This window comes from Rhodococcus sp. RD6.2 (assembly GCF_001040705.1).
Taxonomy (GTDB): domain Bacteria; phylum Actinomycetota; class Actinomycetes; order Mycobacteriales; family Mycobacteriaceae; genus Rhodococcus_G.
In genome coordinates this window covers 65,223-78,025 of sequence record NZ_CVQP01000002.1, presented here as the reverse complement: position 1 = coordinate 78,025, position 12,803 = coordinate 65,223, and the positions used below count along the sequence as shown (strand labels likewise).

General features: G+C 69.0%; 14 protein-coding genes. 9 read left to right on the top strand and 5 right to left on the bottom strand.

Translation table 11 applies throughout. From position 1 onward, the window contains the following. Window positions 1–22 precede the first annotated feature (22 nt). From RHCRD62_RS04725 to RHCRD62_RS04710, 4 genes are read right to left on the bottom strand one after another with little or no spacing between them, the layout of a single operon-like run. Window positions 23–1,018, bottom strand: a complete 996-nt coding sequence (locus RHCRD62_RS04725) for a heme-dependent oxidative N-demethylase family protein (RefSeq protein WP_050063549.1) — start codon at window positions 1,016–1,018, stop codon at window positions 23–25. After that, complete coding sequence (locus RHCRD62_RS04720; protein WP_253277206.1) at window positions 1,015–1,998, bottom strand: PDR/VanB family oxidoreductase; 984 nt, start codon at window positions 1,996–1,998, stop codon at window positions 1,015–1,017. The genes RHCRD62_RS04725 and RHCRD62_RS04720 overlap by 4 nt, the downstream gene beginning before the upstream one ends. A 2-nt stretch (window positions 1,999–2,000) precedes the next feature. Next, on the bottom strand, window positions 2,001–2,534 hold the full coding sequence (locus RHCRD62_RS04715; protein WP_253277202.1) for a dimethylamine monooxygenase subunit DmmA family protein: 534 nt from the start codon (window positions 2,532–2,534) through the stop codon (window positions 2,001–2,003). Window positions 2,535–2,544: 10 nt separating this feature from the next. After that, the gene (locus RHCRD62_RS04710) at window positions 2,545–2,979 is read right to left on the bottom strand and encodes a cupin domain-containing protein (RefSeq protein ID WP_050063547.1); all 435 of its coding nucleotides are present in this window, start codon (window positions 2,977–2,979) and stop codon (window positions 2,545–2,547) included. A 303-nt stretch (window positions 2,980–3,282) separates the two neighbouring features. On the opposite strand from RHCRD62_RS04710, the gene glnT reads away from it, so the two are divergent. From glnT to RHCRD62_RS04670, 8 genes are all read left to right on the top strand, one after another. Beyond that, window positions 3,283–4,647: a type III glutamate--ammonia ligase gene (gene glnT, locus RHCRD62_RS04705; RefSeq protein WP_050063546.1), complete on the top strand. Its 1,365-nt coding sequence runs from the start codon at window positions 3,283–3,285 to the stop codon at window positions 4,645–4,647. 49 nt (window positions 4,648–4,696) lie between these two features. After that, entirely contained in the window at window positions 4,697–5,584 is an 888-nt protein-coding gene (locus tag RHCRD62_RS04700) for a class II glutamine amidotransferase domain-containing protein (RefSeq protein WP_050063545.1), read from the top strand. A 77-nt stretch (window positions 5,585–5,661) separates the two neighbouring features. After that, the gene (locus RHCRD62_RS04695) at window positions 5,662–6,363 is read left to right on the top strand and encodes a GltB/FmdC/FwdC-like GXGXG domain-containing protein (protein WP_172671005.1); all 702 of its coding nucleotides are present in this window, start codon (window positions 5,662–5,664) and stop codon (window positions 6,361–6,363) included. A gap of 49 nt (window positions 6,364–6,412) precedes the next feature. Continuing rightward, the gene (locus RHCRD62_RS04690; RefSeq protein ID WP_050063544.1) at window positions 6,413–7,738 is read left to right on the top strand and encodes an FMN-binding glutamate synthase family protein; all 1,326 of its coding nucleotides are present in this window, start codon (window positions 6,413–6,415) and stop codon (window positions 7,736–7,738) included. A 34-nt stretch (window positions 7,739–7,772) separates the two neighbouring features. Beyond that, entirely contained in the window at window positions 7,773–9,002 is a 1,230-nt protein-coding gene (locus tag RHCRD62_RS04685) for an allantoate amidohydrolase (protein ID WP_050063543.1), read from the top strand. Beyond that, window positions 9,002–9,559 (top strand): HutD/Ves family protein, encoded by a 558-nt coding sequence (locus RHCRD62_RS04680; RefSeq protein WP_050063542.1) that lies wholly within the window; start codon window positions 9,002–9,004, stop codon window positions 9,557–9,559. Before RHCRD62_RS04685 ends, RHCRD62_RS04680 begins: the two co-directional genes overlap by 1 nt. Window positions 9,560–9,590: 31 nt before the next feature. Further along, complete coding sequence (locus RHCRD62_RS04675; protein ID WP_050063541.1) at window positions 9,591–10,784, top strand: NAD(P)/FAD-dependent oxidoreductase; 1,194 nt, start codon at window positions 9,591–9,593, stop codon at window positions 10,782–10,784. Between the two features lie 27 nt (window positions 10,785–10,811). Further along, window positions 10,812–11,462 carry an SDR family oxidoreductase gene (locus tag RHCRD62_RS04670; RefSeq protein WP_050063540.1) on the top strand — a complete coding sequence of 217 codons (651 nt, stop codon included), beginning with the start codon at window positions 10,812–10,814 and terminating at the stop codon, window positions 11,460–11,462. On the opposite strand, the gene RHCRD62_RS04665 is transcribed toward RHCRD62_RS04670, so the two are convergent. After that, complete coding sequence (locus tag RHCRD62_RS04665; RefSeq protein WP_050063539.1) at window positions 11,449–11,811, bottom strand: YybH family protein; 363 nt, start codon at window positions 11,809–11,811, stop codon at window positions 11,449–11,451. The two genes, RHCRD62_RS04670 and RHCRD62_RS04665, sit on opposite strands and share 14 nt — an antisense overlap. A 99-nt stretch (window positions 11,812–11,910) precedes the next feature. On the opposite strand from RHCRD62_RS04665, the gene RHCRD62_RS04660 reads away from it, so the two are divergent. After that, entirely contained in the window at window positions 11,911–12,786 is an 876-nt protein-coding gene (locus RHCRD62_RS04660) for a LysR family transcriptional regulator (RefSeq protein ID WP_050063538.1), read from the top strand. Window positions 12,787–12,803 lie beyond the last annotated feature (17 nt).

Below are 12,803 nucleotides of genomic sequence, written 5' to 3'. Positions count from 1 at the left end.
TATAGGTGGTCGAATCCGATGCTCATGCGTTCACCCCCGTATGGGCACGGAGCCAGTCGATTCCGGGTCCTCGGGTGCGGGCGATGCCCTTGTAGTCGGCCATGTCGTCGGGCAGTTCGACGAGGATGTCGTGAAGTCGCTGCGCCCATTCGGGAACCAACGCGACGTCCTCGAACGGCAGCAGGTGGGTGCGAATGAGGAACAGGATGGCATTGGACGCGCCCAGGCGGATGAGGTGCTGTACCTCGACTCGCAGGTGCAGGCGTCGTCCGACGTCGGCCAACGGGCCTTCCCCGAGCAGACGCCGGTCGCGACCCCAGTCAGGGTAGGTCTCGGTGGCGGTGTCGAGCCTGCGGTCGACGGTCAGCGTCCAGTTGGTGCGCCGGTACCGTTGTCCCGCTTGCAGTCCCATCAGGAACTGTTGCGCCCGCGGAATGACGCCCTCCTCGTGGACGCGGGGAACGGGTCCGTGGATCTGCAGGAAGCTCATCCCGACATCGAACCGCAACGACCAGTCGGCAGCGAAGGTGACCAGACCTGCGTCACCCCACAGCGCGCCCTCACGCTGGTCGAGCAGGACGACGTCCTCCTGGACCTGCCTTCCGATGTACCGCAGTGGCGGCTCGGGCAGACTGTCGGCGACCCCGACGACGAAGGACTGATCCCATCCGAGTTCACCATTGCGCCAATGCCATCGGTCGCCGTCCCGAGCCAGGGAGAACCGGTCGGGGTGGGCGTCGGCAAGCATCCGCATGAGCGTCGTCATCGTTTCCCACTGCGCGGCCTCCATGTGCGGCAGCGCCTGGAAGCGATCCGGATCGGCGCCGAGAATGCGGTCACGCTCCGCCAGATCGCCCAGGTAGAACTCGTCGACGTCAACGGGATCCTCGCCCCAGCTTCCCGCGGCGGTGACGGCCCGCGTACCTGCCGGCTCGACGTTGGTGCTGTAGCGGTAGGTCTCGTGCGGGAAGGGGAACGGGAATCGGGCCACGCGGGCGGGCAGGGCAAAGGCTGTCACAGGTCGACCTCGATTCGGTTGCCGTCGGCGCGAGAGACGCAGGGCATGAAGTGGCCGCCGCACTCCTTCTCCCTGTCGGTCAGATAGAGGTCGCGGTGCAGGGGCGTACCACCGACGACTGCAGTGCGGCACTCGCCGCAGACGCCCTGGCGGCACAGGTTCGGGACCGGGACACCCTGCTGTTCCAGCGCGTCGAGCGCGCTGACCCCGGCTGGTACTGGGACGTCGATGCCGCTGCGCCGCAGTCGTAGCGTGAACGGTTCGCCCGCGTCGAGGTCGCCGACACCGAAGTGTTCGTAGTGGATTCGAGCACCGGGCCAGCCGGCCGCACCCGCTCGCGCGACGAGATCGTCGATGAGGACACCAGGACCACATGCGTACAGGTGGGTTCCGAGTGGGCTGTCGGACAGCGCGGGTCCGAGTGCACCCCAGAACTCGTCCGGCGTGTGGTAGCAGTGCAACCGGTCGCCGCACAGCTCGCGAAGCTCGTCCAGGTGCGGACCGTCGCCGGGCCGGAAGGTGTAGTGCACCTCGAACGACCGACCCCAGGCCACGGCCGCCCGGACATGCGACAGGATCGGCGTGACGCCGATACCGCCCGCGACGAGCAGGTGATGACGGGCCGTGAGAACGGGGGCGAATGTGCTTCGGGGACGGCTGATCTCGACGACGTCCCCGACGGCGAGGTCGTGGATCCATCGTGATCCGCCGCGCCCGGTGGGGTTCAGGCGGACGGAGATCTCGTAGGCGTCGGGCTCGAATTCGGGTCCGGTCAGCGAGTACGAGTTGCGTCGGGGCCGTCCGTCGGCGGCGATTCCGCACGACACCACGATGTGGCTACCCGGGGTGAAGGACGGCAGGGGTGCGCCGCCGGGGTCGGTGAATCTCGCGTGGCGGACGCCGTCCACCGGGGTGTCGACGGCGTCGACGACGACGGGGCGTGTAGCGGCGTCACCGCGGACCGGCAGGTCGGATGTCAGGGTCACGGGCATTCCTCCGCATCGTGCATGTAGCCGAGGTAGGCGCCGGTTCGGCGCGAGAGATGGTGGTACACGATCAGATCGGCGGCGCACTCGGGGCAACGCGTGAGTCCGCCGACGGGCACCGCCGCGAGGTGGACGGTGGCGCAGTGCGCGCAGTGGACGCTGCGGATGTCGGCATCGGGGCCTCCGTCGTCGACGACCTCGGCGAGGATCTCCGCATCGAGCAGGCCCGCGCCCTGCGCTCTCGCCTGGGCAGCGAGCACCGGCGCCTCGGCGCCGACGAGGACCAGCCGCCACCCGACCCGGGCGGCGGCGAGCCTGCGATCGAGGACGTCGGACGCGATCTGCGTCCAGTCCGGCGGCAGCCGGAGCCAGTCCACGCGGGTGCCGGCGAAACTGCCGACGAGTTCCTGTGCGCGGCGTCCGGCCGCGGCGCCGAACGAGAGGACGGTGACCGTGCGGCCGCCGTCGGCGACGGCGGTCCGCTCGGCGTGCCACCGTCCGACGGTGGTCGTGCCCATACAGACGGTCATGGCCGGACCCCTACGGCGCGAAGCTGCGCTGGCCGACGTAGAACGCAAGCGCTCCGGCCGGAGTGGTGAACCGGATTCGGGAGCCCTTCGGGAAGAAGATCGCGTCGCGCGGCCCCGCGGTCTCGACCTGCCCGGTGTCGAGGTTCTCGAGGCGGAACTCGCCGTCGAGGACGACCTTCATCTCGTCGTACTCGTAGGTGTAGTCGAGGGGCGCGTCGGTGGGGTCGAGCTTGAAGTAGCCGGCGGCCATCTCCGAGCCCTCGGGGTTCGGGTAGACGTCGTCGATGTAGCCCTCGGTGCCGGGGAACTCGGCCACCGGCATCTGCGGGAGGGACTTCCAGAAGCCGGAGGTGACCCGGAAGGCGGGAATCGCCGTGGTGTCGCTGCTGGCGGGAACCGCCGTGGTGTCGCTGCTGGCGCGAACGGTGGTGGTGACGTCTGCCATGACTGCTCCTGGCGATGGGGCCGGGTGAGGGCCGGCGGGGGTGGAGGAAAGCGCCGAATCGCTGGCGTGAAACAGACGCTACTGAGAGGAAACCCTCCCGGCAATTGCGCGGCGGTTAACTCGTGTAACCGATTCCTCTCTCGCTCAACCGAATTCGACAACCCGGCCACCCGAGGGCTCGTCACGACAACCTGACGCATCCGTAACACGCCCGTCATGGATGTTATGTTTCCTGGTATTCGACAGCGATTCACACAGTGAAACGACATGCAGAACGACTCGCAGCCGAGACCAGGAGCCCTGATGACGCTCGACACCACCGACCTGAACGTGACGCGTCTACCCTCGTCGTCCCACACGGCACCCACCGACCTCGCCGGCCTCGCCCACGCCACCGGTACCCGCTTCATCCTGGCGATCTTCGTCAACCTGGCCGGCAAGCCCTGTGCGAAGCTGGTTCCCGTCGAGGCCGTCGACGAGCTGGCCACCGACGGCGTCGGCTTCGCCGGCTACGCGGCGGGCGCGATGGGCCAGGAGCCGAAGGACCCCGACCTCGTCGCCGTTCCCGACCCGTCCTCCTTCACCCCGATCCCGTTCGTCCGGCCCGGCCTCGCGCTCGTGCACTGCGACCCGCACGTCGAGGGCAGGCCCTGGCCGTTCGCGCCCCGCGTCATCCTCAAGAACATGCTGGCCAAAGCGGCCGAGAAGGGCCTCGACGTCAACATCGGCGCCGAGATCGAGTACTTCCTCGTCAACAAGGACGACACGGGCGGACTGCGCACCGCCGACGCTCTCGACACCTCTCGGCAGCCCTGCTACGACGCCCGCGACGTCACCCGCATGTACGAGCACCTGACGTCCATCTCCGCGGCGATGAACTCCCTCGGCTGGGGCAACTACGCCAACGACCACGAGGACGGCAACGGTCAGTTCGAGCAGAACTTCAACTACGCGGACGCCCTGACCACCGCCGACCGCGTCGTGACGCTGCGCTACTTGATCTCGGTACTCGCCGAGGAGCGCGGCATGACCGCCACGTTCATGCCGAAGCCGTTCGCCGACCGCACCGGCAGCGGCCTCCACATGCACCTGTCCCTGTGGAGGGACGGCGAATCCGCGTTCCCGGACGCCTCCGACCCGCGCGGCCTCGGTCTGTCGAAGACCGCCTACTCGTTCATCGCGGGGATCCTCGAACACGCCTGCGCGTTGCAGGGCGTGATCGCGCCGACCGTCAACTCCTACAAGCGAACCGGTGCCACCGCGACGAGCAGCGGCGCCACCTGGTCACCCCGCTACGCCACCTACGGCGGCAACGATCGCACCCATTACCTGCGCGTGCCGGACCACAACCGAGTCGAACTGCGCGGCGGCGACGGCTCCGCGAACCCGTACCTCGCCGCGGCCGCTGCGATCGGGGCCGGACTCGACGGCATCGACCGCGACCTCGACCCGGGCGAGCCCGGAGCGGGATCGGGCCCGGACACGCTGCCGATGACGCTGCTGCACGCGATGGACGCACTCGCTGCCGATCCCGTCGTCTGCGGGGCACTCGACGCCGCGGGTCCCGGCGTCGCCGACTACTTCGCCGGCCTCAAGCGCGAGGAGTTCTTCTCGTGGCACAACACGGTGACGCCGTGGGAGGTCGACACCTACCTCACCGCCTTCTAGGCCCCCGAAAACCGACCCCCACTGCGTCCAACACAACTAGGAGACTGCCATGTGCGGCATCGTCGGGCTCCACCTGCGTGAGCCCTCCCTCCACCCTCGACTGGGTGAACTCTTGACCGGAATGCTCGGTGAAATGGTCGACCGCGGACCGGATTCCGCGGGTATGGCGATCTACGGCGACCCCATCTTCTCCCCCGCCGGCCACGCGTCGGTGTCCGTGCTCGGTGCCGACACCGGCCTGGCGGCCGCCGCAGGCGCCGTCCTCGGAGTGGACGTGGCAGCCATCGACCTCCCGCCGACGACCGTGCTGCACGCCCCCGTTCCGGCACACGAACTGACCGCGGTCATCCGGTCCGTCGACCCCGGTGCGACCGTCATCGGCCTCGGCGAGGAGGTCACCGTCCTCAAGGGCATGGGCGATCCGCTGGACCTGGCCCGCGGATTCGGCCTGCCCGCAGCCTCCGGCTGGCAGGGAGTCGGGCACACCCGCATGGCCACGGAATCCGCGGTCACTGCCGCCGGTTCGCACCCGTTCGCCGTCGGACCCGACCAGTGCCTGGTGCACAACGGCTCGTTCTCGAACCACCTCTCCGTCAAGCGCGAACTCGAGGCCGAAGGCGTGCAGTTCGACAGCGAGAACGACACCGAGGTCGGTGCCCGCTTCGTCGCCAAGCACCTCGCCGAGGGAGCGGACCTCGAGAAGGCGCTCCGCCTGCTCGGCGAGCGGTTCGACGGCTTCTACACCCTGCTGGTCTCCACCGCCGATTCCTTTGCCGTCGTGCGGGACCCGATCGCCTGCAAGCCCGCGATCGTCGCCGAAACCGACGCCTACGTCGCGATGGCGTCGGAGTTCCGCGCCCTGGCCCACCTCCCTGGCATCGCGGACGCGCACCTGTTCGAACCCGAACCGGACCGCGTCTACGTCTGGAACCGCTGACGTCCTGCGCTCGATGGCGCCGGCGCTCTGCGTCCCGTGTAGCTGACCCGACCACCCCTGACCTTCCGGAGCCGACCGTGACACTGACCGACACCCCCACCGTCACCACCACCTACGACCTGGCGGAGATCTCGACGCGTGAGCTCAACGCCGCGCTGCACGCGACCGAGTCTCCCGCCACCGTGCGGGCGGTCAACCCGCAGGGCGCCCACGCACTCGCCTGCGGCCTCGACCGCCCCGTCGACGTCACCATCGAGGGCCACACCGGCTACTACACCGCAGGCATGAACAAGCACGCGTCGGTCACCGTCGAGGGCAACGTCGGCGTCGGCGTCGCCGAGAACATGATGTCGGGCACCGTCCGGGTCACCGGTGACGCCTCGCAGTCCGCGGGCGCCACCGCGCACGGCGGACTGCTGGTGATCGAGGGCAACGCCGCAGCCCGCTGCGGTATCTCGATGAAGGGCGTCGACATCGTGGTCGGCGGCGACATCGGACACATGAGCGCTTTCATGGGCCAGGCCGGACGCCTCGTCGTTCTCGGCAATGCCGGTGAGGCGCTCGGTGATTCGCTGTACGAGGCGCGTATCTACGTGCGGGGCACCGTCGCCTCGCTCGGCGCGGACTGCGTCAAGAAGGACATGCGGCCGGAGCACCTGGACGAACTACGCGAACTGCTGACGGCCGCAGGTCTCGACGCCGACCCGGCCGACTTCACCCGCTACGGATCCGCCCGCAGTCTCTACCACTTCCACGTCGACAACACGTCCGCGTACTGATCCCGGCGCCCCTACCCCGCCACTTCCGCGAACACTTCAGGAGTACACCATGACGACGTTCCAGCCCGGACTGCGCGAGTCGGCCACCTTCGACCGCGGCGTCATCCACGACATCCAGCGCGCCGCCGAGACCGGCATCTACGACATCCGCGGCTGGGGCGCGAAGCGCAAGCTCCCGCACTTCGACGATCTGTTGTTCCTCGGCGCATCGATGTCCCGCTACCCGCTCGAGGGCTACCGCGAGAAGTGCGACACCGATGTCGTGCTCGGTGACCGGAACGCGAAGTTTCCACTGCACCTGGACATTCCGGTCACCATCGCAGGGATGAGCTTCGGTGCGCTCTCGGGCCGCGCCAAGGAGGCGCTGGGTCGCGGGGCGAGCGAGGTCGGGACGTCGACCACCACCGGCGACGGCGGCATGACGCCCGAGGAGCGCGGGCAGTCGAAGAACCTGGTCTACCAGTACCTGCCGTCCCGCTACGGCATGAACCCGGACGACCTGCGCAAGGCCGACGCGATCGAAATCGTGCTCGGCCAGGGCGCGAAGCCGGGCGGTGGCGGAATGCTGTTGGGCCAGAAGATCACCGAGCGGGTCGCAGGGATGCGCACCCTGCCGGTCGGCATCGACCAGCGCAGCGCGTGCCGGCACCCGGACTGGACGGGCCCGGACGACCTCGCCATCAAGATCGTCGAGCTGCGGGAGATCACCGGCTGGGAGAAGCCGATCTACGTCAAGGTCGGTGCCACCCGCACCTACTACGACGTCAAGCTCGCGGTGAAGGCAGGCGCCGATGTCGTCGTGGTCGACGGCATGCAGGGCGGCACCGCCGCCACCCAGGACGTGTTCATCGAGCACGTCGGCATCCCGACGCTGGCCGCCATCCCGCAGGCGGTGCAGGCACTGCAGGAGATGGGAATGCACCGCACTCCGGGTGGCGTGCAGCTGATCGTCTCGGGCGGTATCCGGTCCGGCGCCGACGTCGCCAAGGCGATGGCCCTGGGCGCCGACGCCGTCGCGATCGGCACCGCCGCTCTGATCGCGCTGGGCGACAACGATCCGAGGTACCAGGCCGAGTACGAGAAGCTGGGGTCGGCCGCCGGCTTCTACGACGACTTCCAAGACGGGAAGGATCCGGCAGGCATCACCACCCAGGATCCGGAGCTGCAGGCGCGCTTCGATCCGATCGAGGGCGGCCGCCGTCTCGCGAACTACCTGCGGGTGCTCACGATGGAGGCACAGACCATCGCCCGAGCCTGCGGCAAGTCGCACCTGCGGAACCTCGAGCCCCAGGACCTCGTCGCGCTGACCGTCGAGGCGTCCGCGATGGCCCGCGTACCGCTGGCAGGCACCAATTGGATTCCCGGCCAGTACTGAGCTCCAGGAATTCTCGTCGGAAGGACAGCTGTTCATGACCGCATTCGACTCACTCTGGGCGTCGATCATCGATGTCGGCAAGCACGCGACCACCGGCGGCTACCGCCGCTTCGCCTGGAGCGACGCCGACCTCACGCTCCGCGAGTGGTTCCGTGGCTGCGCCGCCGAGCGTGGCATGGATGCCGAGGAGGACCGCAACGGGAACCTGTGGGCGTGGTGGCTTCCGGAGGGCTGGGTGGGCGACCCGACCGACGCATTCGTCACCGGATCACACCTCGACTCGGTGCCCGACGGCGGCGCCTTCGACGGCCCACTCGGGGTCGTGTCGGCGTTCGCCGCCGTGGACATCGTGCGTGCCCGCGGAGTCATCCCGACCGTCCCGATCGCGATCACCGCATTCTCGGACGAGGAGGGCGCCCGATTCGGGGTCGCGTGCATCGGCAGCCAACTCACCACCGGCGGGTTGGCACCAGGCAGGGCGTTGGGGTTGCGAGATCGGGACGGAATCACGCTGGCGGAAGCCATGACCCGCGCCGGACGCCTCCCCGAGCACGTCGGCGCCGACCCCACGCTGGTCGCCCGGGTCGGCGTGTACGTCGAACTGCACGTCGAGCAGGGCCGGGCACTCGACCTCGTGGACGCGCCGGTCGCGGTCGCGTCGTCGATCTGGCCGCACGGGCGGTGGCAGTTCACGTTCACCGGTGAGGCCAACCACGCCGGTGCGACGCGTCTGGTGGACCGCCGCGACCCGATGCTGGCCTACGCGTCGTCGGTGCACAGCGCACGATCGTGCGCCGCCGACCTCGGTGCCGTCGCGACGTTCGGCAAGCTCGAAGTTCTCCCGAACGGCGCCAACGCCATTCCGTCGGAGATCAAGGCGTGGCTGGACGCCCGCGCCGCGGACGAGGAAACGCTCACCACACTGGTCGCCGAGATCGAGGCGCAGGCGCGTCGCCACTCGTCCGTCGACGACATCGCACTCGACGTGTTCGCCGAGTCGATTACGCCGATCGTCGAGTTTCCCTCCGGACCGCGAGAACGTCTGAGGCGCGCCCTCTCCCACCTCGGCGACATCCCGGTCCTGCCCACCCAGGCCGGACACGACGCAGGCATCCTTGCGGAGAAGGTGCCGACCGCAATGCTGTTCGTGCGCAATCCGACCGGGGTCTCGCATTCACCCCACGAGTTCGCCGAGCCGGACGACTGCAACATCGGCGCCGAGGCTCTCGCGGACGTGATGGCGGACTGGACGGCCGGTGCGTGATGGCGACAGTTCGCCTGGTCCGCGCCGCGGATCGTCGTCGTGTCGCGTGGCGGAACGGCGCCGGGTTCACGGAGCAGATCGCCGCCTGCCCCGACACCGCTGCGGGAGCGCCGCTCTGGCGGATCAGTCTCGCCGATCTGGGTGAATCACCGACCGCATTCTCCGCGTTCGACGGCGTCGACCGGGTTTTCACGGTCGTCGGCGACCACGGCGTCACGCTGGAGTGGGACACGCACTGCGCGACGGTGCCGCCGTGGTGCCCGCACTCGTTCGCAGGCGGGCAGGCACCGCGTTGCATTCCGGCGGGCGCGACCAGCGCACTGAACGTCATGGTGGCTGCCGGAGCCGCGGACGCCGCGGTCACGACCGTCGATCTCGACATCGGCCCGATCGTCACCGGACCCGCCGAGGTGACGGCACTGTTCGTCCACACGGGCACCGCAATCGCCGAGGTCCACCGGGCCGAGCCTGGCGACTGCCTCGTCGTCCGTCAGGGCGAAGTCCCGTTGCGAGGCAACGCACGGGGTCTGCTCGTTCGCATCCGTCTCCACTCCTGAATCTCCCGACCACCGTTCAAAGGATCCTCACGTGACGCAGACAACCAAGTTCCTGATCGTCGGCGGCGGCCTCGAAGGCTTGGCCATCGCCTACTCGCTCGCCGACCGAGGCGAGTCCGACGTGCTGGTGCTCGAGCGCGACACGCTGTGCTCCGGCATGACCGGCAAATCCAGCGGCGTCGTGCGCTGCCACTACGGGACGCCATCCCTGGCGGCGATGTCCTGGTACGGCGTCGACATCTTCACCCGTGCGACCGAGATCTTCGGCGACGACATGGCATTCCGGCAGTGCGGCTACGTGGTCGGCGTCGGAGAGAACAACGTCAAGCCACTCGAGGCGAACATCGAGATGATGCAGGGACTCGGCATTGCCACCGAATTCATCGACCACGACACCATGGCCGACCTGTGGCCTGGCATGCACCTCGACGACTTCGCGCTGTTCGCGTACGAGCCGCTCGGCGGTCGCGGTGAGGCGTACATGACGGGCATGGCGTTCGCGGCGACCGCCCGGAAGATGGGCGTCAGGATCAGGCAGTCGACGCCGGTCGCATCACTGCTGCAGAACGCGGTCGGACGCGTGTACGGCGTTGTCCTCGCCGACGGTTCCGAGGTGCACGCCGAGCACGTCATCGTCGCCGCCGGGCCGTGGACGCCTGCGCTGACGGCGGGCGTCGGTGTCGACGTGGACGTGAAGGCCCAACGCGCGCAGCTGGTCCTCGTCGATCAGGGCGTCCCCACCCCGGAGGTCCCGGTCCTGTCTGACCTCGCGGGCCTGCAGTACATCTGCCGGGAGCCGAACGGTGAACTGCTGGTCGGGAATTCGGATCACCAGGCACCGGAGTACATCGACCCGGACAACTACAGCAACCGCGCCGACGACAGCACGATCGAGAAGAACATCATGAAGCTGGGCAACCGCCTGCCGGACATGCCCGATCCGCGCATCACCAGCAGCTACGTCGGCGCGTACGACGTGACACCGGACTACAACCCGATCATCGGCCCGGCACCTGTCGACGGCCTGTTCCTGGCGACGGGCTTCTCCGGGCACGGCTTCAAGATCTCCCCCGCTGTCGGCAAGCTAGTCGCCGACATGCTCCTCGACGACGGCGCGACCACCCTTCCGAACGTGAACCCGCACGACTTCCGGTACTCCCGGTTCGCGGAGGGCGATCTGCTGCTCAGTCTCAACCCGTACGAGGGCGCCGGCGAGATGCGGTAGCCGCTTCGCCGCCGTAGCGTTGGACGCATGACTCGTGTCGTCGTGATCGGTGGCCACGGCAAGGTGGCCCTGCACCTGGAACGAATCCTGAGCGAACGCGGTGACGAGGTGACCGCACTGATACGCAACCCCGACCACGCCGCCGACATCGAGGCGGCGGGCGCACGGCCGCAGGTCGCGGACGTCGAGAACATGACCACCGATCAGATCGCGGATGTCCTGCACGGCCACGATGCGGTCGTGTGGTCCGCGGGTGCAGGCGGCGGCGACCCCGCACGCACCTACGCCGTCGACCGCGACGCCGCGATCCGTTCGATGGACGCTGCCGCGGCCGCCGGAGTGCGCCGGTACGTGATGGTCTCGTACCTCGGTGCGCGCACGGACCACGGTGTCCCTCAGGACAACTCGTTCTTCGCCTACGCCGAAGCGAAGGCAGCGGCCGACGAGCACCTGCGCGGCACCGACCTGGACTGGACGGTTCTGGGACCCGGGACCCTCACCCTGGAGCCGGGCACCGGGCGCATCGAGGTGAGCCCGACTCCGGCAGCCACGTCGGTGTCGCGCGAGGACGTCGCCGCGGTGGTCGCGGCTACCCTCGCCGACCCGACCACCGTCGGCCGCACCATCGGGTTCAACAACGGCGGCACACCGATCGCGGAAGCGCTCACTCGACGCTGACTGGCACGAATTCCGGCTGGTCGAGGACCCGCAACCAGCTCCCGTCGGGCTGACGCCGGACGACCTGAGCGCGGGCGCCCGCACCGTCTCGCGGCGGCGTGGACGTCAGGGCGAGGTCGCCGCTGATCAGCGTCGGCAACGACTCCTCGGGCACGAAGTGGGGGCGCCCAGCCAGGACGGCTGCCCACAACTCCTCAATCGCGGCGCGGCCGACGGTCCGACTGCCGGGCGGGTAGGCCATCACCGCGTCTTCCGCGTACAGCGCCGCGACGCCGGCCGCGTCGCCTGCATTGGACCGTTCGACGAACAGCCGGGTGATGTCCTCGGGATGCATGGCCTTCTCGTACATGACGTTCTCCTGTCCTCGCGTTCGGTTCGTCTTCCAGCGTCGCCGCCCCCCGACGAGAAGTCCAACAGATGGTTCTGATCAGTTCTAGAATTACTAGTTATGGAACTGAGGCAGCTCGAGTACTTCGTTGCGGTCGCCGAGGAACGAAACTTCACCCGCGCCGCCGAGCGGGTGCACATCAGCCAGTCCGGGGTCAGCGCTCAGATCCGTTCGCTCGAACGCGAACTCGGCGCCGAACTGTTCGACCGCTCCGCCCGCACCGCGACCCTGACCGTCGCAGGCAAGGCCGCACTCGCCCACGCCCGTGCCGCGCTCGCGTCGGCCGAGGCACTCACGCAGGCAGTCGGCGAGGTCACCGATCTGATCCGCGGCGAACTGACCATCGGGATGGTCGTCGGATGCACGGTCACCCCACTGTTCGATGCACTCGCAGGGTTCCATCGTGCGCACCCCGGCGTGGAACTCAGCCTGCTCGAGGACAACTCGGACCGCCTGCTCGACTCCGTCCGCGACGGCACCGTCGACCTCGCACTGATCGGCACGGCGGCGCCCCCCACGGACCTCGAATCGATCACCGTCGTCAGCGAGCCTCTGGTCGTCGTCACGCCCGCGGATCACCCCCTGACCCGACGACGCCGGGTCAGCCTGCGGGACGTGTGCGCCGACACCGTCGTGTGCATGCCGCCGGGAACCGGCCTGCGCGCCGTCTTCGACAATGCTTGTACCACAGCGGGTCTCACCCCACGGATCGCATTGCAGGCCGGGGCTTCCGACGCCATCGCCGACCTCGCCGCGCGCGGACTGGGGGTGGCGATCCTCAGCGAGTCGATGGCCACCGCCTACCCCGATCTGGTCGCCCGCAGGATCGACGACGCGGGGGCGCCCGCGCTGCTGGCCCTGGTGTGGAAGGACGCGGTGCGCCCGGCGGTCCGCGAACTCGTCGCGCACGGTCGCCGCGCCTTCGCGTCCCATTGACACGACCTGCCTCCCCG